This is a genomic window from Nonomuraea monospora (assembly GCF_039531895.1).
Classification (GTDB): Bacteria; Actinomycetota; Actinomycetes; order Streptosporangiales; family Streptosporangiaceae; genus Nonomuraea; species Nonomuraea monospora.
In genome coordinates this window covers 211,625-233,521 of record NZ_BAAAQX010000008.1, presented here as the reverse complement: position 1 = coordinate 233,521, position 21,897 = coordinate 211,625, and the positions used below count along the sequence as shown (strand labels likewise).

The following is a 21,897-nucleotide window of genomic DNA, read 5'->3' as shown; positions in this document are numbered from 1 at the left end:
AGCGTTCCTGATAACCTTCTCAGGAAGCGAGAGGTGAGCGTGAGCAACGAACGCGAAATGCTGATCCGCCGGATCACCGAGACACAGCGGGGCATGGCCCGGCTGTTCGCCCAGCATCAATCCCCCCTGTTCAGCTCCAACCTCACCATGAGACAGCTCAAGGTCGTCATGGTCCTGTCCATGAACGGCTCCGCCTCAGGCCAGGACCTGTCCCACAACCTCGGCGTCGGCCTCGGCACCGTGACCGGGATCGTCGACCGCCTCGTCGCCCAGGGGCTCGTCAGCCGGCACGAGGACCCCCACGACCGCCGCGTCCGCCGCGTCGAGCTCACCCCCGCGGGCGCGAGCCTCATCGAGGAGATCAACAACGCCGGCATCCAGCAGTACCGGCGCATCATGGAGCACCTCGACACCGAGACCCTGCGCACCCTCGACGACGTCTCCAGGAAGATCCGCGACGTCGCCGAGAAGCTCGCCCCGGACAAGTCCGCCCCCGGCGGGCTCACCTCCGACAACGGCTGAGCCCCGAGGCCGGTTCCTGTTCGCGGATCAGGTTTTTCCCGTACGAAATCCGCGAACGGCACCGACCCGGCGCCTTTACATTGTAGATTTATTGGCCAGGCGGGACAGGACCGGCGGCAGGTCGCCCTCGTAGGCCACCGTCAGGCGGCGCGTGGCCCGCGTCATCGCCACGTACAGGTCCTGGCCGCCCATCGGCGACTGCCCGATGATGCCCGCCGGGTCCACCACCACGACCGCGTCGAACTCCAGCCCCTTGGCCTGCCCCACCGTCAGCACCACCACCGGCGCGTCCAGGTCCCCCCTCGGGAACAGCCGCGCCACCTCCGCGTGCCGGGCGTCCGGCGTCAGCACCGCCACCCGGCCCTGCTCCTCCCCCGCCCCGATCTCCGTCAGCTCCCCCGCCACCAGCGCGGGCAGCGCGGAGACGGGCAGCCGCACCGCGCGCGGCTCCGCCTCGCCCTCGCGCACCGACTCCGGCGGCTCCTGCCCCGGCGCGTACGCGCGCAGCACGTCGGCCGCCACCCGCATGATCTCCACCGGCGTGCGGTAGTTGACCAGCAGCCGCTCCTCCCGCCAGCGGCCCGCCAGGAACGGGTCCAGCACCTCGCCCCACGAGCGCGCGCCCGCCGCCGACCCCGTCTGCGCCACGTCGCCCACCACGGTCAGCGACTTGGCCGGCACCCGCCGCATGATCATCCGCCAGGCCATCGGCGACAGCTCCTGCGCCTCGTCCACGATCACGTGCCCGTACGCCCAGCTCCGGTCGGCCGCCGCCCGGTCGGCCGTGGTCAGGCCCAGCCCGTCGTCGGCGTGCCGCTCGGCCAGCACGTCGGCCCGCTCGAAGACGCCCGCCTCGGCCACGCCCGTCGTGATCAGCACCTCGCGGGCGTAGAGCCGCTGCTCGGCCACCTCCTCATCGGCCTGCCTGGCGGCCACCCGCCGCGCCGAGTCGTCCTCACCCAGCAGCTCGGCCGCCTCGTCCAGCAGCGGCACGTCCCCGACCGTCCACGCGGCGCCGGGCTCGCGCACCAGGGCCCGCCAGTCCAGGCCGGGCGGGGCCGCCTCGCGCAGCGCCTCAGGGTCCGAGAGCAGGCCCCCGATCAGCGACTGCGGGGTCAGCTCCGGCCACAGCCCGTCCACCGCGCGCCGCACCGCCGGCTCGCCCCACAGCCGCCGCGAGGCCAGCTCGATGTCCAGCTCGTCCAGGTCGCCCTCCAGGTCGAGCGGCTCGCTCAGCTCCGGCTCGCCCTCGATCACCAGCTCCTCGATGTGCAGCGACTCCTCCAGCGCCCGCGCCTCGGCCCTGGCCAGCTCCTTGAGCAGCTCGGTGACGTACAGCTTGCGCGCCATGTTGTGCGGCAGCCGCACCGCGCGCGCCCGCTCGCGCAGCCGCGCGCACGTCTCGTGCGGCACCCGCAGCCGCAGCCCGTCCAGCTCCACGACCAGGTCCCCGTCCGGCGCCCGCCGGCGCAGCTCCAGCCCGGCCGCCACCAGCCCGGCCATCCGCGGGTCGCCCTTGACCACCGCCGTGCGCGGCGCGTCGGCCGCCGACGCGCGCACGCCGGGGAACATCTCGCCCACCGTGGTCATCACCACCTGCGTCTCCCCCAGCGCCGGCAGCACCTGGCCGATGTAGCGCAGGAACATCGGGTTCGGGCCGACCACCAGCACGCCGCGCCGCTCCAGCGTGTCGCGGTGGGTGTAGAGCAGGTACGCCGCGCGGTGCAGCGCCGCCACCGTCTTGCCGGTGCCGGGGCCGCCCTGCACCACCAGCGCCCCCTGCAGCGAGGCGCGGATCACCCGGTCCTGCTCGGTCTGGATGGTGGCCACCACGTCGCCCATCCGGCCCGTGCGGCCCCGCCGCAACGCCGCCAGCAGCGCCGCCTCGCCCACCAGCGTGCGCCGGTCGCCCTCGCTCATGCCCTCCAGGTCGAACACCTCGTCGTCGATGCCGACGACCGCGCGGTCCTTCAGGTGCAGGTGCCGCCGCCGTACCAGCCCGCCCGGGTTGGTGGCGGTGGCCACGTAGAACGGCCGCGCCGCCGGCGCCCGCCAGTCGATCAGGACCGACTCGTGCGCCTCGTCGCGCAGGCCGATCCTGCCGATGTACGTGCTGCGCCCCGATGCGTCGTCGACGCGGCCGAAGCACAGGCCCCGCTCGACCGCGTTGAGCTGCGCCAGCCGCCGTGCCTGCTCCGAGGCCAGCACCTCGCGCTCGACCCGCGCCTGCCGGGTGGCGTCGGCGGCGCTGCTCGCGTACACCTCGCGCAGCGTGCGCTGCGCCTTCTCCCTCACCTGGTCGAGCCGCTCGTAGAGCCGGGACACGGTGCGCTGTTCGGTGTCAAGAGCTTGCGCGAGACCATCTTGACGATTAGTCATTCGGTGGTATACTCCTAACAGGAGGTCTGTGACAGCTCATATTGGAGAATGGCAATATTCGAGCTTAGACCCGCAGGCCGCCCCCGCGCAAACCTCTTGTGCGTCTTTGTTGTCCGCCCAGGTCAGGCCGGGCGGGTGGGGAGCGGGTACGCCGGGAACGGGTTGTCCGGCAGCAGGATCATCCGCCGCCGCTCAGGGGCGCGCCGCAGCGCCGCCTCCAGATGCAGCAACGCCGCGCCGATGCCCGCCGCGCCCGCCATGTAGCCGGTGTCCGCGCTCACCTCGCCAGGCCGCGACCGGCGATACGCCTGATACCAGCGCAGCCCGCCGTCACCCGCCGCGCGCGAGCGCGCCGCCAGGTGCTCGCCCAGCCGCACCGCGAAGTCCAGGTACGCCGGCCGCCCCGTCGCCGCCCACAACCCGGCGAACAGCTCCACCAGCCCCGCCACGCCGCAGCACTGGCAGGCCGTGTCCCACAGCCCCGGCACCCGCCGGGCCGGCACACCGCTGGCCACGATGCCGGCCGCCAGCCGCTCGGCCCAGTCCAGGTCCGCCGGATCACCCGCCACCCGGTACAGCTCGCAGAACATCCGCGCCACCCCGGCCGCGCCCGAGCAGAACCCCAGGTAGAACAGCCCCCTGCCCTGCGGCAGGTGGTGCGGCACCGCGACGTGCCCGCCGGTCACCACGCTCACCGCGCGCACGAACCCCGCTCCCCTGCGGGCCGCCTCCAGGAAGCACCGCTCGCCCGTCGCCCCGTACAGGCGGGCCAGCACGAACGCCGTCCCCGACGTGCCGGCCACGAAGCCCGGCGTGACCGCGTCGCGCGGCAGGCCGGGGCAGTCGCCGAAGCGGTGGCCGGGGACCGCCAGGCGGGCCGCCCGCTGTGCCGCCTCGGCCGCCAGGTCCTCCAGGTGCGGCAGGCCGAGCATGGCGGCGCCGTGCAGCAGCGCCAGCACCACGCCGCCGTCGCCGCGCAACGCCGGATCCCCGGTCCAGCCCGGCGCCTGCTGGTCCGGGCTCATGGGACGGGCCGCGCGCGCCACCCGTTCCAGTACGGCGGCGGCGGCCTCCTCGGCCGTGCCGTCGCCCAGGACCCAGCCCGCCTCGCACAGCGCGACCGCGATGCCGCTCAGCCCGTGATGGAAGCCCACCCCGGCGACGCCACGCCACGCCGAGGCCAGGTAGCGCACCCCCGCCCGCGCGTCCTCCAGGTAACCCTCGTCGCCGGTCGCCGCCGCCAGCTCAAGGAAGAACAGCACGATGCCGGCCGCGCCCGCGTACAGGGAGGCGGGCGCGGGAGCCAGCGCCGACCTGCCGCCCGGGTCGGGGTTGGCCAGCCAATGCCGCCCCGCGCCGTCGCCTGCCGTGGCGCTCCTGACCCAGCGCGCCGCCCCGATCGCGGCGGCCAGCGGGGCGTCCGCCCGCTCGCCCGGGGAGCGGGCCCGATCCACGCTCATCGCACACCCGGCGCCTTTCAGAACCGTTGCCGGAGAACGACCTCCCATTCTCCCGCACCCCGACCCGCCCGCCAAGCCAAGAGAACCGGCCCGCGCACGCAGAGCCGACCGGCTCGCGCGCGAGGCCGGCACGAGCGCGGGAAGCGGACCGGCAGGGGTCTCAGGCCGCCGGCTCCCGCCGGAACAGCGCCGACAGCAGGAACGGCTCGCCGAAGAGCGGCCCGCCGGGCGGCTGCCCCGTCATCGGCCGCACCTCCACCTCCGCGTAGTCCGAGAACAGCCACCGCAGCTCCTCGGCCGTGTAGGCCAGCCCGCCGTGCAGCTCACCGTCGCGATACAGCTCCTCGTCGCTCTGCTCCGACCCCATGCCGCCCGCCGCGAAGCACGTCACGGCCAGATGCCCGCCCGGCGCCAGCACCCGCTCCAGCAACGCCCGGTAGCTCACCCGGCGGTGCGGCGGCAGGTGGTGCAGGCAGCCGGAGTCGTACACCAGGTCGTACGGCCCCGCCGGCTCCGCCGAGGTGAACGCGTCACCGCAGACGAACCGCACCTTCACCCCCGCCTCGGCGGCGCGTTCCTCGCCCCAGGTCACCGCGGCGGGCGACAGGTCCACGGCGTCCACCTCGAAGCCGTGGGAGGCCAGGTGGATGGCGTTCCTGCCCGGCCCGCACCCCAGGTCCAGCGCCCGCCCCGGCCTCAGCAGCCCCCGGTCCAGGTAGGAGGCCAGGCTCTCGTCCGGGCCCGGCACGAAGAACGGGACGGGCTTGGACCGGTCGGCGTAGAAGCCGTCCCACCAGGTGGAGGCGTTGCCGGTCCACCGGTCGGCGCCTGAGGCGAACATCTGGTCCATCAGGGCCAGGACGTCGTCGATCGTACGGATGGTGCGATTCACTCGGGATCTCCAGAACGGGACGGCCGCCCCGCGCGGCCGGACCCTGCCGATCCTACGGCCATGAAGCCCTGTCATCCCTGGTCAGAGCGCCTTTCCGGGGTGTCGCAGAAGGCTCCGTGACGCTCGCGCCGAGCCTCCCTCACACGGGGGGACCGGCCACGGCTGCCCGGCCGCCGTCCTGCCGTCGGCGGCCGGGCAGAGGCGTTCCAGCGCCCCTGGGGCGGGCCGTGGAAGCGGCGGCGGCTGTGGTCTTGGTCACAACCGGCCCCCGGGGGATCAGGCGGGCGGCGGGGTGCTAGCTTCATCGACCATGTCCGACTATCTGCGGGAGCTGTTCTCCCTTCACGGCCGTCGCGCGCTGGTGACCGGCGGCAGCTCCGGGATCGGGTACGTGCTGGCCGAGGCGATCGGCCGCGCCGGGGCCGAGGTCGTGGTGGTGGCCCGCAGGGAGGCCGAGCTGGACAAGGCCGTCGCCCGGCTGCGCGAGCACGGCGTGACCGCCTCGTGGATCAGCGCCGACCTGGCCGAGCGCGCGGACGTGCGGCGGGTGTGCGAGAGCGCCGGCGCGATCGACATCCTGGTCAACGACGCGGGCAACAACATCCGCAAGCCCATGGCCGAGCTGTCCGAGGACGACTTCGAGCTCACCATGGCCGTGAACTTCACCGCCCCGTACCTGCTCGGCCAGCACTTCGGGCCGCGGATGGCGGCGCGCGGGTGGGGCCGCATCATCAACGTCGGCTCGCAGCAGTCGATCAGCGCGTTCGGCGACAGCGGCGCTTACGGCGCGGCCAAGGCCGGGCTGGCCGGGCTGACCCGCTCGCAGGCCGAGGCGTGGTCGCCGGCCGGGGTGTGCGTGAACACGATCATCCCCGGCTTCGTGCTGACCCCGCTCACCGAGCCCGCCCAGGCCGTCCCCGGCCGGGTCGAGGCGCTGGCCGCCCGGCACATGGTGGGCCGCAACGGGCTGCCGGAGGACTTCGCGGGCGCCGCGGTGTTCCTGGCGGGCGACGCGTGCGCGTTCGTCACCGGCCAGATGTTGTTCGTGGACGGCGGCTTCTCCGTCCATTAGGCGGCGCGTCAGCCAACCGGCCCGGGCGCCTTTACATTGTAGATCACTTACGCCGGATCTCGCGCTCACCCTCCCCCTCGCGCCAGGCGGCGATGACCAGCTCGTCGCCCTGCACCCTGGTCCACGCCACCTCGCTCACCTCGATCCTGAACAGGTGGGAGTCGGCGTCCGGCAGCCCGTACGCCGCCCGCACCGTCGCGTCGGTGACCTCCACCGCGCGCCCGGACAGCTTCAGGTCGCCCTCCCAGGCGGAGGGGTCGGACTGGTCGGGGTCGCGCGAGGTGACGTGCAGGGCCATGCGCGGATCGCGCAGCAGGTCGGCGGCCTTGACGGCGCGGGGCATCGAGCCAGTCCACAGGTCGCCGTCCTTGAAGCTGGTCTCGACGCCGCTCACCCTGGGCGAGCCGTCCTTGCGCAAGGTGGCCATCACCTTGTGGGTGTAGGTGTCCATCAGCCGCCGGGCGGCCTTGGACAGCTCGGGCGCCTGACTCTCGAATTCCTGCCATGAAGCCATGCCCTCATCATGCCGGGCCGTCCCGACAGAAATCCTGGGCGGCGGAACCGGCGCCATGGCTGGACGACCCGGCCGGGGCACGTCAAGATCCGTCGCGGGGTGGGTAGGAGGGCAGTGACGGACGTGACGTGCGAGGGGTGAGGACGTGCAGAGTGACGGTGAGCGCGCCCTGGGCGGCCTGCTGCAGGTCATGCACCTGTCCGGGATGGAGCAGCTCCCGGCCCACGCCGCCGGGCACGCCCGGATCGCCGGGTTCCCGCACGTCGTGATCTACGTGACCGACCTGCAGCAGCAGCTCCTGGTGCCGCTGCCCGGCCAGTGCGACGCCGCCGGGGAGCCGCTCGGCACGATCCGCATCGACGGCACCATGCCGGGCCGGGCGTTCCGGTCGGTGGAGATCGTGCGCGCCCGCTCGCAGGAGGACGGGCAGGCGCCGGTGTTGTGGGTGCCGCTGCTGGACGGCACGGAGCGGGTCGGCGTGGTGGGGCTCACCGCGCCCGACGAGGGGGACCTGGTCGAGGCGCGGGCCAAGAGCCTGGCGTCGCTGCTGGCGCTGATGGTGATCAGCAAGCGGCCGCACAGCGACTCCTTCCACCGGCTCGTACGCACCCGCCCGCTGACCCTGTCGGCCGAGGTGCTGTGGAACCTGCTGCCGCCGGGCACGTTCGCCAACGACGACGTGGTGGTCAGCTCCGCGCTGGAGCCCGCCTACGAGATGGGCGGCGACGCCTTCGACTACGCGCTCGACGGCGCCACCCTGAACCTGTCCATCTTCGACGCCATGGGCCACGACACCTCCGCCGGGCTGACCGCGTCCATCGCGATGGCCGCCTCCCGCAACAACCGCCTGCGCGGCGTCGACCTGGCCGCGGCCGGGGAGGCGATCGACGAGGCGATCAGGGGCGAGTTCACCGGCCGTTTCGCCACGGGCATCCTGGCCCGGCTCGACCTCGACTCGGGGTGGCTGACCTGGGTGAACCGGGGCCACCATCCGCCGCTGGTGCTGCGCGACGGTCATCTGGTGGCGACGCTGGAGAGCATCCCCGACCCGCCGATGGGTTTCGGCCTGGCCGCCTACACCGGGTCGCTGCACTACCAGCTGGAGCCGGGCGACCGGCTGCTGTTCTACACCGACGGCATCATCGAGGCGCAGAGCCCGGACGGGGAGCTGTTCGGGCTGGAGCGGTTCATCGACTTCGTGGTGCGGCGGGAGGCCGACGGGATGTCGGCGCCGGAGACGCTGCGGCGCCTCATCCAGGCCATCCTCGCCCACCAGCGGGGCCGGTTGCAGGACGACGCGACGGTGATGACGGTGGAGTGGCAGACGCGGCGCCGCTTCCAGCTCGTCCTCTGACACACATGGGATGATCGTCCGGAAACCATACGATCACGAGAGAGGCGGACACGGTGCCAGAGCAGCAGGCGCGCCGCGTGCCCGGGACGGACACCCCGCTGGAGGCGATCACCCTCGGCACGTCGATGCTGGGCCGCGACCCGGGCGGCGAAGAGCTGGCGCGGGCACTGGTGTCCGGCCGGTTCCGGCAGCTCGACACCTCCAACGAGTACGCGGGCGGGCGCAGCGAGACGCTGATCGGCCAGGTGCTCGGCACGGCCGGCGGGGTGACGGTCTTCTCCAAGGCCGACAGGGACCCGGAGACCGGGGTGTTCGACGGTGACCGGGTGAAGCGCTCGTTCGAGGAGACGCTCACCCGGCTCGGCGTCGCCACGCTGCCGATCTACCACCTGCACGACCCGTTCACCATCACGGTGGCGGAGGCGACGGCGCCGGGCGGCGCGGTGCCCGCCCTGGTGGCGCTGCGCGAGCAGGGCCTGGTCGGCGCGATCGGCATCGCCGCCGCGGGCGGGACGCTGGTGGAGGACTACATCCGCACCGACGCGTTCGACGCGGTGCTCACCCACAACCGCTACACGCTCGTGGACCGCGGCGCCGAGGACATCCTGCGGCTGGCCACCGAGCGCGGGATGACGGTCTTCAACGCCGCGCCGTTCGGCGGCGGCATCCTGTCCGGCTCTCCCCGGCACTCCTCCCGGTACGGCTACCGGCCGATCTCGCCGGAGTTCGGGCGGCACGTGGAGCGGGTGCGGGAGCTGTGCGACCGGCACGGGGTCGCGCTCCCGGCGGCGGCGCTGCACTTCTCGCTGCGGGAGCCGCGGGTGCACTCCACGGTGGTCGGGATCACCTCGGTGGAGCGACTCGAAGGCCTGAACGCGCTGGTGGACGCGGTGATCCCGGACGGGTTCTGGGCGGAGCTGGAGTCGCTGGGCGCGCCGCCGCCGTCGCCCGTGGACTGACCGATCACGGTTCGGGTAGGAGGGCGTCTTCCCTTCCAGGAAGGACGAGGCGTGCCGCTCGAATCGCTGGTGGGCACCGCCCTGGGCATGAAGGTGGCGGTGTGGCGGGAACCCGGGCCCGGGCGGCCCGCCGTGGTGTGCCTGCACGGCGCCGGGGTGTCGAGCAGGGAGTTGCTGCCGTTCGTACAGGCGATGGGGGTCACGCACGACGCCTGGAGCCTCGACCTGCCCGGGTTCGGCCGTAGCGAGAAGCCGCGCGAGCCGCTCACGCTGGGCGCCCTGGCCGACGCGGTCGCGGACTGGCTGGCGGCCGGCGGGCTGGAGCGGCCGTGCCTGCTCGGCGGGTCGTTCGGCTGCCAGGTGGCGGTCGACCTGGCGGCCAGGCATCCGGGCGCGGCGGGCGCGCTGGTGCTGGTCGGGCCGACCGTGGACGCGCGATCCAGGTCGGCCGCGCGGCTGGCCGGCCAGTGGCTGCGCAACTCGGTGCGGGAGAGCCCGCGCATGATGCCGCTGAACGTCGCCGACTACCTCGACGCCGGGCCGCGCCGGGTGCTGGCCAGCTTCGGCGCCTCGATGCGCGACCGGATCGAGGACAAGCTGCCGCACGTGGCCGTGCCCGCCCTGGTGGTGCTGGGCGGCCAGGACCGGATGGTGAGCCAGGCGTGGGCCGAGGAGGTGACCCGGCTGCTGCCGCGGGGGCGGCTGGTGGTCATGGACGGGCTGCCGCACATGGTGCCGTACAAGGATCCTGACGGGCTGGCGCGCGAGGTGCGGACGTTCTTGGAGTCCTCGTGGTGAAGCCGCAGAAGGCGGTGGCCTCGTTCGACTCGGCGACCGGGATGTTGCGGGCGCTGTGCGGCCACTACCCGCGCGGGCCGCACCTGGTGGCGTTCGTCGGCTCGTCCAACGGCGCGCTGGTGCACCTGGCGGCGGCGCTGCGGGCGCCGTGGCTGCCGCAGACACTGCTGCTGCCGGTACGGCGGCACGGCGTCGGCCCCGACGACCCGCGCGGCGACCTGCGCGCCACCCGCCAGGCCGGGCAGGCGCTGCTGGACGCCAACCCCGACCTGGTGCTGCACCACATGCACGACGCCAACCAGGACCGGCTGATGATCGCGGGCATGACGTACTTCCGGGTCAAGTGGCGCAGGCTGCCGCAGGCCTACCGGCGCTTCCTGGAGCAGTCGCCGCCGGCGGGCGCGACGCTGGTGGTGTCGGAGTGCGGGCTGCGCTGGCCGGTCACGCGGGTGGGGCCGCGGTACGTGTTCCAGCACGGCGCGCTGGGCGGCGCCACCCGGGAGGAGTACGAGCACGGCGGGCCGCGCGTCGCCGACTACCTGCGCCGGTACGGGGCGGAGCGGCGGCGGTGGGACTATCCGCCGGCCGACGGCGACACCCCGGAGGCGGAGTGGGGGTTCGAGCCGGAGCTGCTCGCCGACCTGGAGGAGCTGGCGGCGCGCAACGGCTGGCGGCTGGCCAGGATGCGGTACGGCGAGCCGGAGGACCTGAGCCCCGTCGTGGCCGACCTGTACCGCGAGTGGTACCGGCGGCGTGACCTGCCCGCCGACCGGCTGCTCGTCGAGTGTTTCCTGCTGCTGGAGCCGTGGTGGGCGCTGCGCAGCGGGTCGGTGCCGTACTGGATGGTGTTCAACGCCGGGCAGTCGCACGAGCGGGCGATGGCCTACCTCGACGGCGCGGACCCGTTCGACGAGATCAGGCTCATGCTGTTCTCGCACGGGGTGGAGTCGGTGGGGCTGGCCGGGATCGAGGACTGGCGGCGGCTGCTCGGGCGGGCGCGCAAGGTCGGCGTGTTCACCGGGGTGGACACGCGGAACTACCCGCGCGACTTCGCCGGGCTGATCCGCGCGCACCGGGAGCTGTCCAGGATCAGGACGACGTACCCGATGCCGCTGCCGCTGGAGTGGGAGGCGGCCGGGGAGTTCCTCGGCAAGCGGCAGGAGATCGACTGGTCAGGGTGAGGCCACCAGCCCTTCGTGACGGACGTGCCAGGCGCCCGGGAAGCCGGGGGTGCGCGGACGGGCCCCGCGCCGGGGTGATCAGCGGAGCCGGTGGTCGAGGGCGGGCGCGAGGTCCGTGGTGGACAGGAGCAGCGCGACGACGTAGTCGACGAGGTGGTCGCGGCCGGTGTCCACGTCGCCGCGCAGCCAGGCCGACAGCAGCTCCCACAGGCCGCTCACCACGGTCAGCGCGGTCATCCGCAGATCGGTCTCGCTGAGCGGCACCTCGTCGAGCAGCTCGCGGGCCTGCTCGATGTAGATGCCCGCCAGCGTAGCGATGATCTGCCTGCGGCGTTCCTGCAGCAGCGGGCTGGCGGGGAACTCGTAGGCCAGGACGCGGGCCCTGCGCGGGTCGGCGGCCAGGAAGTCGACGATGGCGCTCACCACGGCGGCGGCGCGCGGGCGCAGGCGGCGCGGGGCCTTCGCGGCGACGGCGGTGATCAGGCCGGTGGCCTGCGCGGCCTGGTCGTCGACCACGGCCAGCAGCAGCGCGTCGAGGTCGGTGAAGCTCTCGTGGAAGTAGCGGTCGTTCAGGCCGGCCCGCGCGCACACGCCCCGCACGGTGGCGGCGGCCCAGCCGCCGGTGCCCAGCACGTCGAGGCCGGCCTCCAGCAGCGCCGCCCGCCGCCTGGCGCGCCGCTGCTCGGCGGGCTCGCCGCGGTAGGGGCGCACGGAGGTTCTGTGGGGCGTCATGCACCCGATTGTGCCGCAGGTCTTGACGCGTCCGGCAAATCTGGTGATGGTAAACACCAGATTCGGAAGGCGGTGGACGCATGGCGACGGACAACCGTTCGGCCCTCACCCTGGGGGACATCGACCTGAGCGACCTGCGGTTCTGGGAGCGTCCCGAGCAGGAGCGGGCGCGGGCGTTCGCCTTACTGCGGGCGGAGCCCGGCCTGCGGCTGTTCGCCATGCCGAAGGTGCCGTTCCTGCGGCGGGACCCGGGCGCGTGGGCGCTGGTGCGCCACGCCGACGTGGTGGAGGCCAGCCGCCACCCCGAGGTGTTCAGCAGCGAGCCCAGCGCCACCAGCCCGACCGACCTGCCGGGCTGGATGGACGGCTACTTCAACTCCATGATCGACATGGACGACCCGCGGCACGCCAAGATCCGCCGCATCGTCTCGCGCGCGTTCACCCCGAAGACGCTGGCCAAGACCGAGGACGACGTCGCCCGCCGGGCGCGCCGCATCGTGGACGACCTGATCGCCGGCGGGCCCGGCGACTTCGTCTCGCGGGTGGCGACGCGGCTGCCTGTCGAGGTGATCTGCGACATGCTCGGCATCCCGCCGCACGAGCACGAGCGCGTCGTCCGCCTGACCAACATCGTCGTCGGCTACACCGACCCCGAGTACGTCGGCCGTCCCGTGGACTACACGGGCGGCGCCGCCAGGGTCGGCCGCCTGCGCACCGCCCGCCTGCTGGCCACGGTGTCGCTGGCGGGCTGGCGGCTGCACCGGCTGGCCGCCGAGCTGGGCAGGAAGCGCCGCGCCGCGCCGACGGGCGACCTGACCTCCGCCCTGGTCAACGCCAACATCGACGGCGAACGGCTGAGCCCGCGCGAGTTCGGCGCGTTCTTCCTGCTGCTGGTCGTGGCCGGGAACGAGACCACCCGCACGGCGCTCGCCCACGGCCTGAAACTGCTCACCGACCACCCGGACCAGCGCCGGCTGCTGCTGTCCGACTTCGACGCGCACATCGGCGGGGCCGTGGAGGAGATCGTCCGCCACAGCACGCCGGTGATCTTCATGCGCCGCAACGTCACCCGCGACCACGACCTGAACGGGCACCGGCTGCGGGCGGGCGACCGGGTGACGCTCTGGTACGCCTCCGCCAACCGGGACGAGAGCGTCTTCGCCGACCCCGACGCGTTCGACATCACCCGCTCCCCCAACCCGCACGTGGGGTTCGGCGGGCCGGGGCCGCACTTCTGCCTGGGGGCCAACCTGGCTCGGCGGGAGATCGCGGTGATGTTGCGGGAGTTGTTCGGGCGGTTGCCGGACGTCAGGGCGGGCGAGCCGGACCGGTTGTTGTCCAGCTTCATCAACGGCTACAAGCGGCTGCCCTGCACGTTCTCTGACACTCGGGCCTCCTGACTGAACATTCCCGGCCTCTCCCCCGTACCTCCTGATGGAACGGCGCGAAGGAGGCGGACGGGTGACGGTGTCGGCGAGGCTCGCACGGGCGGCGGCTGCCGCGGCCCTGACCGTGACCGTTCCGGCCCTCGTGCCGGGCGCGGCCTGGGCCGACCCGTCCCCCGCCCAGGTCAGAGCACGGCTGGTGAAGCTGAACGAGCGGGCCGACCAGCTCGTCGAGCGCTACAACCAGGCAACAGAGGCCTACCGCAAGGCCAGGACGAAGTACCGGGCGCTGGACGCCGAACTGAACGCCAAGGGCGAGCAGGTGGCGGAGCTGCGGGAAGAACTGGCCGCGATCGCCGTGCACAACTACCAGTTCGGCCCGTCGATGGGCTGGCAGCGGCTGGCCGTCGGCGGGCCTCCCGAGGCGATGCTCAGCGGCATGGCCTCCCTCGACCAGATGGCCCAGGACCGGGCGGCGCGGATCGCGGCGTTCGAGTCGGCCACCAAGGGGTTGCGCGAGCGGCGCGACCAGGCCAAGGGCGCCCTCGCCGAGGCCGAGCAGGCGCGCGACGACGTGCGCGGCAAGCAGGAGGAGGTGGACGACCTGGTCGAGGAGCAGACGAAGCTGCTGCGCCGGCTGGGCGCCTACCGGACCGGCAACCCGCGCAGCACCGGCCTCACCTACACCGGCCCCGCCTCCGGCAACGCGCGCGAGGCGCTGCAGTTCGCCTTCGCGCAGGTCGGCAAGCCGTACCGGTACGGCGGCACCGGGCCTGGCTCCTTCGACTGCTCGGGCCTGACGCAGGCGGCCTGGCGGGCGGCCGGGGTGTCGCTGCCGCGCACCACGTACACGCAGTGGGCGTGGGGCGCCGACCGGCGGGTGCCCCTGGATGAGGTGCAGCCCGGCGACCTGCTGTTCAGCAAGGGTCTGGGGCACATGGGCATGTACGCGGGCGACGGCAGGATGGTGCACGCGCCGCAGACCGGCGACGTCATCAAGGTGGTCGCGCTCGACGACTACTGGCGGGGGCGGCTCGTCGGCGCCATCCGGCCGTGAGGGCCTGGCCCCCAGCCGACACCTCGCTGAGGTCCTTGGCCGACGCCTCGCCGCGGTCGTTGTGAGGTCCTGGACGACGCCTCGCCGCGGTCGTTGTGAGCGGACGCTGACCTCCGGGTATAGACATCGGGGACCCCCGCCCGCCACCGGTGCCCGATTGCCCCGATTCTCCGAATCTCCCGGTCGCGTACGGGTACGGCATGGTACTGATCTGTAAGCACCTGCCGCGCGTGGCGGGAGCCCTGGTCATCCGCCCGCCCGGCGGTGATCACGTACAGCAACTCGATGACTACTCGTCGTTGATCGAAGGGTGTGAGACTCATCCAGACGCAAGCCGGAGGTGCACGATGCCGTATCTGACCCAGCTCGCCGACGTCGCCCGCCGCACGGGCCATCCGGTGACCGAGGTGGCGGGGTGGAAGAGCCGGGGACACGGGCCGCAGCCCGAGGTGCAGGGCATCGTCTGCCACCACACCGCCGGCCCCGCCGGTGGCGGTGACTACCCCTCGCTCGCCGTGGTCCGCGACGGCCGTCCCGGGCTGTCGGGGCCGCTGTCGCAGTTCGGGCTCGGCAGGTCGGGCCGCATCTACGTCATCGCGGCCGGGCGTTGCTGGCACAACGCCCCCTCGACCTCGCCGCTGCACGACAACTCCAGCTCGCTCGGCATCGAGGCCGAGAACAACGGCTCGCAGCCGTGGCCGGAGGTGCAGCTCGACGCCTACCGGCGGCTGTGCGCGGAGCTGTGCCGCGAGTTCGGGCTGGGCGCCTCGCGCGTCAAGGCCCACCGGGAGGTCAACACCGCCAAGCCCGACCCCCACTCCATCGACATGACCGACTTCCGGGCGGCCGTCGCCGCCCTCATCGCCGGCGCGCCCGGCTCATCCTGGACGGAGGAGATCGTGAAGGAACTGCCGCTGGTCCGGCTCGGCGACGACAACTACGACGTCAAGACCGTCAGGGGTTGCCTGTTCGCGCGGGGGCACGTGCCGCCCGCCGCCTACGCCGGGGTGCAGGACGGGCTGGAGGGGTGGCTGAAGTCCACCCGCTGCGACGACGGGCTGGTGGCGCTGGTGCGGGGCTTCCAGCAGGCCGAGGGCATCGAGGCGGACGGCCTGGTCGGGCCGCTCACCTGGGGGCCGCTGCTGCGCGTCTGAGCACGCTCCCCCGTCCGGACAAGGCTGGGGGACGGCTGCTGCGCTGCTGAGCGGGCCCCCAGCGTCGGACGGGGCGTGGGATACTGCGGGAATGGCGCGGATCGTCTTCATCGGGGCCGGTGACGTGGAGCTGACGCGTCGCGTCCTGTCCGCCCTGATGCTCGCCCCTGCCCTGCGCGGCGAGCTGGAGGTCGTGCTGCACGACGACGACCCCGGCAGGCTGGCCACGGCCGGGACTCTGGTGCGGGCGCTCGACGCCGAGGCGGGCGCGGAGGCGAAGATCCGCAGCGTGTTCGACCGGCGGCAGGCGCTCGAGGGGGCCGACTTCGTGGTCGCCCACCTCGACGTCGGCGGTTTCGAGGCCACGCTGCGCGACTTCGAGATCCCCCACCGGTACGGCCTGCGCCAGACCATCGGCGACACCATCGGCATCGGCGGCGTCTTCCGCGGGCTGCGCACGATCCCGGTGCTGGTGGAGCTGGCCGCGCAGATGGCCGAGGTGTGCCCGCAGGCGTGGCTGCTGAGCCTCAGCGACCCGATGGCGATGGCCGGGCAGGCGGTGCACGAGGCCACCGGGTTCGAACGGTTCGCCGGGCTGTGCCACGCGGTGTGCGACACGCACGCCTACCTGGCCGACCTCGTCGGCCGCGACGAGGACGAGATCACCTTCCTCAGCGCCGGCCTCAACCACCAGTCGTTCGTGCTGCGCTTCGAGGCGGACGGCCGCTCGCTCTACCCCGAGCTGGACGCGGTGATCGCCGCCGACGCCCAGTTGCGCAGGCACGTGCGGGTCGAGCTGTACCGCACCTTCGGCCGCTTCCCGACGATGTCGAGCGAGCACGCCGCCGAGTACGTGCCGTGGATCATGCGCCATCCCGAGGAGACCGCCAGGCTGGGCGTGCCGGTCGAGGAGTACCTGCGGCGCGTCGGCCAGAGCCTGCACCTGTACGAGGAGACCCGGCGGGCGCTGTCCGCCGGCCACAAGCTGCTCATCCGGTGGCAGCACCAGGAGCCCGCCGCCGCGATGATCCTGGCGCTGCTGACCGGCGAGGAGAAGGAGATCTACGTCAACGTGGCCAACCGCGGCCTGATCGGCAACCTGCCCGCGCAGGCGTGTGTGGAGGTGCCCGCCCTGGTCGGCGCCGCGGGGGTGCGCCCGCGGGCCGTCGGCGACCTGCCCGTGCAGCTCGCCGCGCTCAACCGGACGTTTCTGAACGTGGTCGAGCTGACCGTGCGCGCGGTGCTCGACGGGGAGCGGGCGCACGTGTACCGAGCCGCGATGCTCGACCCGAACACGGCGGCCACGCTGCCGCTGCCCGCGATCGAGGCGCTCTGCGACGAGCTGATCGAGGCGCACGGCGACCTGCTGCCCGCGGCGGTCCGCCGATGAGCGAGCCCGAACAGGCGGGGGTCCGATGCCGGTGGAGGGCCGTCGATGGAGCGAGCCGAGGCCGGCAGGGGGGCGTCGATGAGTGAGTCGATGCCGACGGAGGTCCGTCGCGAGCGCATGCTGGCGTTGCTGACCGAGCAGGAGTTCGCCAGGGTCGCGGAGCTGGCCGAGGCGTTCGGGGTGTCCAGCGTGACGGTCAGGGCCGACCTCGACGCGCTGGAGGAGCAGGGCAAGGTGCGCCGGGTGCGCGGCGGCGCCGTGTCGGCCGGGCCCGCGCCGCACGTCGAGGCGTCGTTCGAGCTGTCGCTGGGCACGGCGGCGGTGGAGAAGTCGTCCATCGCCAAGGTCGCCGCCCGGCTCGTCGGCTCGGGCGAGAGCGTCCTGATGGGGGCGGGCACCACGACGACGTACGTGGCCAGGGAGCTGGTGGCGCGCCCCGACCTGACCGAGGTGACGGTGTTCACCAACGGGCTGCGCACGGCGCTGGAGCTGGAGCCCGCGCTGCCCCGCATCTCGGTCGTGGTGACCGGCGGCAGCCTGCGGCGGCAGCAGCACTCGCTGGTCGATCCGCTGGGCGGCAAGCTGCTGGAGGGCATCCGCGCGCACACCGTCATCCTGGGGTGCGGCGGGGTGGACGCGGCGGGCGGGGTGACGAACGTGAGCCTGCCCGACGCGGAGATGAAGCAGCGCATGTTGCGCGCCGCGACCAGGAAGATCCTGGTCGCGGACGCGTCCAAGCTGGGGGTGGTGGAGATGGCGCCGATCTGCGCGGTCGGCGAGATCGACCTGCTCATCACGGGCGAGTCGGCCGATCCCGAGTGCGTGGCCGCGCTGCGGGACAAGGGGCTGGCGGTCGAGATCGCCCGCTGAGCCCCTCCCCCGCTGAGCCCCTCCCCCGCTGAGCCGCTCCCCGGCGAGCCCTGTCGCGGCGAGCCCTGTCGCGGCGAGCCCTGTCGCGGCGAGCCCTGTCGCGGCGAGGTCTGTCGCGGCGAGGTCTGTCGCGGCGAGGTCTGTCGCGGTGAGGTCTGTCGCGGTGAGGTCTTCCGCGGTGGGCTCGCTAGCGGGCGCGCAAGGCTTCCGGGAGGAGGTCGCCGTGGGCGCGGGTGAGGTCGTCGGCCATCCGCCAGATGTCGTCCACGGTGAGTGAGGCGGCCGTGTTCGGGTCAACCATCAGCGCGTGCCTGACGTGGCGGGGGTCGCCTTCGAGCGCGGCCCGCACCGTCAGCTCGTTGACGCTCACGTACGCCCTGTTCAGCGCCGCGCACTGCGGCGGCAGCGCGCCGACGGCGGTGGGCCGCACGCCGGTGGCGTCCGCCACGCACGGCACCTCCACCACGCAGCCCTGCGGCAGGTTGGAGATGAGCCCGTCGTTGACGACGTTGCCGTAGACGACGCGCGGCGTGCCGGTCACGACGCTGTGGATGATCTGCGGCGCGTACTCGTCGGTGCCGGCGATGTCCAGCTCGCCGCCGCCCCTGACGAGGTCGCGGGTGCGCTTGTACTCGGCCAGGTTCTCCTCGCTGACGCGCAGGTACTCCCCCACCGGGATGCGCAGCCGGTCCAGCTCGGAGTCGTGGTGCATCAGCCACGGCACGTACTCGGCCGAGTGCTCGCTGGTCTCCGTCGGGTAGTAGCCGAGCCGCCGGTACATGTCGATCCGCACCCGCCGCCGGAGCTGCGGGTCCTCCACGTCGAGGCGCGGGTAGAGGTCCTCGCCGTCGCGTTCGAAGCGCAGCACCCACGCCTGGTGGTTGACGCCCGCGGCGACGTACGAGATCTCCTCGTACGGCACCGAGACGAGGTCGGCCAGGCCGCGCATCGTCCAGTAGACCGAGTGGCACAGGCCGACGACGTTGCGCACCTTGCCCGACAGGTACCAGACGTTCATCGCCATCGGGTTGGTGTAGTTGAGCAGCAGCGTGTCGGGGCAGACGGCGTTGATGTCGTCGGCCAGCGCGTCGAGCAGCGGGAAGGTGCGCAGGGCGCGGAAGACGCCGCCGGTGCCGATGGTGTCGGCGATCGTCTGGCGCAGGCCGTACCTGGCGGGGATCTCGAAGTCGACGACGGTGGCGTCGTACCCGCCGACCTGCACCATGTTGATGACGAAGTCGGCGCCCTCGAGCGCCTCGCGGCGGTCGAGGTGCGCGGTGACGGTGGCGTTGCCGCCGGTGATGCGGCGGGCGACGGCCTCGGCCACCTGGAGGCGTTCCGGGTCGATGTCGTGCAGGGCGATGCGCATGCCGTGCAGCTCGGGGAACTTGACGAGGTCGGCGAGGAGCCCGTGGGTGAAGACGACGCTTCCCGCCCCGACGAACACGATCTTCTTCATGAGGTGGCTTCCTCCCAGGTGGGCTGCGCCGCGGTGCCCCCGGCGGCGCGGGTGGAAAGGGTGCCGCAGGTCACGGCTACCGACATGCTCCGGCTCAGTGGCAGGCCGCGCAGGAGGGCGGCGAGCAGGCCCGCGTTGAAGCTGTCCCCTGCGCCTACGGCGTCCACGACGGTGGCGGGGCGGGCGGGGACCTCGATCAGCTCGCCGTCGGCGAACGCCAGGGCGCCTTGTGCGCCGCGCTTGACGATGGGGAGGGTGCCGTGGGCGGCCAGCTCCTTGACGGCGCGTTCGAGATCGGCGTCGTCCCGGACCGCCCTGCCCGGGGTGGCCTCCGCGCCCGCCCCAGTTCCCGCGCCCACGCCAGCGCCAGCGTCCGCAACCGCGCCTGCACCTGCGTCTGCGCCAGCAACCGCGCCCACGCCAGCGCCCACGCCAGCGCCAGCGCCAGGGCTTGCGCCTGCGCCCGCAACTGCACCTGCACCTGCACCTGCGCCAGCAACCGCGCCTGCGCCTGCGCCTGCGCCTGCGCCTGCGCCTGCGCCTGCGCCTGCGCCTGCGCCGAGGCTAGGTCCGGCGGCCGTCCCGGCGCCTCTGCTGGTGTGCGCGCTGGCGGTCCTGCCCGCTGCTGTGCCGGTGGCCGTCCCGGCGCCTGTGCTGGCGTTCGCGCTGACGCCGGCGCCCGAGACGGCGTGGGCGATGGCGAAGGCCTCGTTCTCGTTGGGGAGCAGGACGTCGGTGAGGGGCAGCACGTCGGCCAGCCCCGCCCACCGGCCCGCCGGGTCGTCGTTGGTGTCGAGGGACGTGGACGCCCCCGCGGCCCTGGCCAGGCCGAACAGCCCCGCCAGCCCCCGGGCCAGCAGCGGCTGCAGGAAGTACGACGAGACGTGCACGTGCGCGGCGCGTTCGAGCAGGGCGGGCGGCACGTCGGTGGCGGCGAGCCGGTCGAGGCAGCCCGGGGCGGTGAGGATGGCGCGGTCGTCGCCGTCCACCAGGACGACGGTCATGGCGGTGGGGACGGCGGGGTCGACGACGCAGGCCGAGACGTCCACGCCGCCGGAGCGCAGGGCGTCCAGGACGAAGGTGCCCGCGGGGTCGTCCCCGACCCGTCCGACGAACGCGGTGCGCAGCCCGAGCCGGGCGGCGCCGTACGCGGTGATCGCGCCGGAGCCGCCGAGCACCAGGCCGGCGGCGGGGACGAGTTGCTCGCGCTGGCCGAACTCGGGGTGGCGAGGCGAACCGGACACGATCACGTCCGGGTTGGCGTCGCCCACGACAAGGAGGTCGAAGGTCGTTCTGGACACCACGGCACAGTCGCAGGAGTTGTGAAAGGTTGTCAACCCTTGCGCTTTTTCGAAGGTATTGACAAGACTTCGAAAGTGGCCATGATGGGCTCCAACATTCCGGGAGGGAGCATCCACAGTGCGAAGAAGAACCGTGGCGGCCCTGGTAGCGGCGATCATCCTGGCGGCCTCCGGCTGCGGGGGAACGTCCCAGGAGGGCCCGAAGACCGTGGACCCGCAGGCGAAGGTGAAGCTCACGTGGTGGTCGGGGCAGACCTCCGACGCGCAGAAGATCCTGGAGGGGCTGGCGGCCAAGTTCACCCAGCAGCATCCCAACGTCACCATCGAGGTCACCTCGGGCGCGTCCACCACCGACGAGTTGTTGCAGAAGCTGTCAGCGGGCTTCGCAAGCGGCGTGTATCCCGATATTTCCTATGCTTTCGGTAGTTGGGCGTCTCAGCTTCAGGAGTCCGGCAAGACCCTCGACCTGACCCAGAAGGTGCGGGACGCGGCGGTCAAGTGGAGCGAGTTCCCCGAGTCGGCCCGCACCACCGCCACGCCCAACGGCCAGGTCATCGGCTTCCCCGCGCTGGTGGACAACCTCTCCCTGCTCTACAACAAGAAGCTCTTCGACGCCAGGAACGTGCCGTACCCGACCGACGAGTGGACCTGGGACGACTTCAGGGCCGCGGCCAGGAAGCTCACCGACCCGGCCGAGAAGATCTACGGCACCGCGTACTCGGTCAGCGCCTCCGAGGACACCACCTGGCACTTCTGGCCGCTGCTGTGGCAGCGCGGCGGCGCCATCCTGTCGCAGGACGGCAAGCAGGCCGCGTTCAACTCGCAGGCGGGCGTGGACGCGCTGGAGTTCCTGCGCGCGATGGCCGTGGACGACAAGAGCGTCTACCTCGACCAGACCGACGAGCGCTACGCGCCGCTGTTCGGCGACGGACGGATCGGGATGATCATCAACGGGCCGTGGTCGCTGCTGGAGCTGAAGCAGAAGAAGACCGACTACGGCGTGGCGTTCCTGCCCGGCCACAACGGCGACCACCAGACGGTCTCGGGCCCCGACCTGTGGACGCTGTTCGACAACGGCGACGCCAACCGCGCCTACTGGTCGTTCGAGCTGATGAAGTGGCTCACCTCCGCCGAGGGCGACGCCCAGTGGAACCTCGCCCAGGGCAACCTGCCGCTGCGCGCCTCGGAGACGTCGCTGCCGGAGTACCAGACCTACGTCAAGGAGTACCCGGGCGTCGAGAAGATCGTCGCCAACCTGGCCAACGCCAAGCAGGCCAGGCCCACGGTCAGCGGGTACGTCGAGATGTCGCGCTACGTCGGCGAGGCCATCGCCAAGGCGCTGCAGGGCGCGGCCACGCCGAAGGCGGCGCTGGACGAGGCCGCCGCCAAGTCCCGCCAGGCGCTGGCCGGGGGCTGAC

Annotated in this window: 19 protein-coding genes; 12 read left to right on the top strand and 7 right to left on the bottom strand. The window is 73.1% G+C overall.

Features of this window, described 5'->3' with window-relative positions; genetic code table 11:
* The first annotated feature begins 33 nt into the window (after window positions 1-33).
* The gene (locus tag ABD331_RS18185; RefSeq protein ID WP_344476140.1) at window positions 34-522 is read left to right on the top strand and encodes a MarR family winged helix-turn-helix transcriptional regulator; all 489 of its coding nucleotides are present in this window, start codon (window positions 34-36) and stop codon (window positions 520-522) included.
* Window positions 523-597: 75 nt separating this feature from the next.
* Here ABD331_RS18185 and ABD331_RS18180 read toward each other — a convergent pair whose 3' ends face one another.
* The 3 genes from ABD331_RS18180 to ABD331_RS18170 all read right to left on the bottom strand — a co-directional run bounded on the left by ABD331_RS18180 (window position 598) and on the right by ABD331_RS18170 (window position 5,253).
* Window positions 598-2,901, bottom strand: coding sequence for a HelD family protein (locus ABD331_RS18180; protein WP_344476138.1), 2,304 nt, complete (start codon window positions 2,899-2,901; stop codon window positions 598-600).
* A 122-nt stretch (window positions 2,902-3,023) separates the two neighbouring features.
* Window positions 3,024-4,361, bottom strand: a complete 1,338-nt coding sequence (locus ABD331_RS18175) for a lanthionine synthetase LanC family protein (RefSeq protein WP_344476136.1) — start codon at window positions 4,359-4,361, stop codon at window positions 3,024-3,026.
* 160 nt (window positions 4,362-4,521) lie between these two features.
* Window positions 4,522-5,253 carry a class I SAM-dependent methyltransferase gene (locus ABD331_RS18170; protein ID WP_344476134.1) on the bottom strand — a complete coding sequence of 244 codons (732 nt, stop codon included), beginning with the start codon at window positions 5,251-5,253 and terminating at the stop codon, window positions 4,522-4,524.
* A 310-nt stretch (window positions 5,254-5,563) separates the two neighbouring features.
* Here ABD331_RS18170 and ABD331_RS18165 point away from each other — a divergent pair, with 310 nt between their 5' ends.
* Complete coding sequence (locus tag ABD331_RS18165) at window positions 5,564-6,325, top strand: SDR family NAD(P)-dependent oxidoreductase (RefSeq protein ID WP_344476132.1); 762 nt, start codon at window positions 5,564-5,566, stop codon at window positions 6,323-6,325.
* Window positions 6,326-6,368: 43 nt separating this feature from the next.
* On the opposite strand, the gene ABD331_RS18160 is transcribed toward ABD331_RS18165, so the two are convergent.
* On the bottom strand, window positions 6,369-6,839 hold the full coding sequence (locus ABD331_RS18160) for a pyridoxamine 5'-phosphate oxidase family protein (RefSeq protein WP_344476130.1): 471 nt from the start codon (window positions 6,837-6,839) through the stop codon (window positions 6,369-6,371).
* 145 nt (window positions 6,840-6,984) lie between these two features.
* On the opposite strand from ABD331_RS18160, the gene ABD331_RS18155 reads away from it, so the two are divergent.
* From ABD331_RS18155 to ABD331_RS18140, 4 genes are read left to right on the top strand one after another with little or no spacing between them, the layout of a single operon-like run.
* Complete coding sequence (locus ABD331_RS18155; RefSeq protein WP_344476128.1) at window positions 6,985-8,193, top strand: PP2C family protein-serine/threonine phosphatase; 1,209 nt, start codon at window positions 6,985-6,987, stop codon at window positions 8,191-8,193.
* 53 nt (window positions 8,194-8,246) lie between these two features.
* Window positions 8,247-9,152 carry an aldo/keto reductase gene (locus ABD331_RS18150; RefSeq protein WP_344476126.1) on the top strand — a complete coding sequence of 302 codons (906 nt, stop codon included), beginning with the start codon at window positions 8,247-8,249 and terminating at the stop codon, window positions 9,150-9,152.
* A 51-nt stretch (window positions 9,153-9,203) separates the two neighbouring features.
* Window positions 9,204-9,950, top strand: coding sequence for an alpha/beta fold hydrolase (locus ABD331_RS18145; protein ID WP_344476124.1), 747 nt, complete (start codon window positions 9,204-9,206; stop codon window positions 9,948-9,950).
* On the top strand, window positions 9,944-11,131 hold the full coding sequence (locus ABD331_RS18140; protein ID WP_344476122.1) for a hypothetical protein: 1,188 nt from the start codon (window positions 9,944-9,946) through the stop codon (window positions 11,129-11,131). The genes ABD331_RS18145 and ABD331_RS18140 overlap by 7 nt, the downstream gene beginning before the upstream one ends.
* Before the next feature lie 78 nt (window positions 11,132-11,209).
* Here ABD331_RS18140 and ABD331_RS18135 read toward each other — a convergent pair whose 3' ends face one another.
* Complete coding sequence (locus ABD331_RS18135) at window positions 11,210-11,863, bottom strand: TetR/AcrR family transcriptional regulator (RefSeq protein WP_344476120.1); 654 nt, start codon at window positions 11,861-11,863, stop codon at window positions 11,210-11,212.
* 80 nt (window positions 11,864-11,943) lie between these two features.
* Between ABD331_RS18135 and ABD331_RS18130 the strand changes: the two genes are divergently transcribed.
* The 5 genes from ABD331_RS18130 to ABD331_RS18110 all read left to right on the top strand — a co-directional run bounded on the left by ABD331_RS18130 (window position 11,944) and on the right by ABD331_RS18110 (window position 17,719).
* Entirely contained in the window at window positions 11,944-13,263 is a 1,320-nt protein-coding gene (locus tag ABD331_RS18130; RefSeq protein WP_344476118.1) for a cytochrome P450, read from the top strand.
* 61 nt (window positions 13,264-13,324) lie between these two features.
* Window positions 13,325-14,305, top strand: a complete 981-nt coding sequence (locus ABD331_RS18125) for a C40 family peptidase (RefSeq protein WP_344476116.1) — start codon at window positions 13,325-13,327, stop codon at window positions 14,303-14,305.
* A gap of 347 nt (window positions 14,306-14,652) precedes the next feature.
* Window positions 14,653-15,459, top strand: coding sequence for a peptidoglycan recognition protein family protein (locus ABD331_RS18120; protein ID WP_344476113.1), 807 nt, complete (start codon window positions 14,653-14,655; stop codon window positions 15,457-15,459).
* Between the two features lie 91 nt (window positions 15,460-15,550).
* The gene (locus ABD331_RS18115) at window positions 15,551-16,849 is read left to right on the top strand and encodes a family 4 glycosyl hydrolase (protein WP_344476111.1); all 1,299 of its coding nucleotides are present in this window, start codon (window positions 15,551-15,553) and stop codon (window positions 16,847-16,849) included.
* Between the two features lie 78 nt (window positions 16,850-16,927).
* On the top strand, window positions 16,928-17,719 hold the full coding sequence (locus ABD331_RS18110; protein ID WP_148440870.1) for a DeoR/GlpR family DNA-binding transcription regulator: 792 nt from the start codon (window positions 16,928-16,930) through the stop codon (window positions 17,717-17,719).
* Window positions 17,720-17,906: 187 nt separating this feature from the next.
* On the opposite strand, the gene melA is transcribed toward ABD331_RS18110, so the two are convergent.
* Entirely contained in the window at window positions 17,907-19,178 is a 1,272-nt protein-coding gene (gene melA, locus ABD331_RS18105) for an alpha-glucosidase/alpha-galactosidase (RefSeq protein WP_344476109.1), read from the bottom strand.
* Window positions 19,175-20,479, bottom strand: coding sequence for a carbohydrate kinase family protein (locus tag ABD331_RS18100; RefSeq protein WP_344476107.1), 1,305 nt, complete (start codon window positions 20,477-20,479; stop codon window positions 19,175-19,177). The genes melA and ABD331_RS18100 overlap by 4 nt, the downstream gene beginning before the upstream one ends.
* 118 nt (window positions 20,480-20,597) lie before the next feature.
* On the opposite strand from ABD331_RS18100, the gene ABD331_RS18095 reads away from it, so the two are divergent.
* Window positions 20,598-21,896 (top strand): ABC transporter substrate-binding protein, encoded by a 1,299-nt coding sequence (locus ABD331_RS18095; protein ID WP_344476105.1) that lies wholly within the window; start codon window positions 20,598-20,600, stop codon window positions 21,894-21,896.
* Window position 21,897 lies beyond the last annotated feature (1 nt).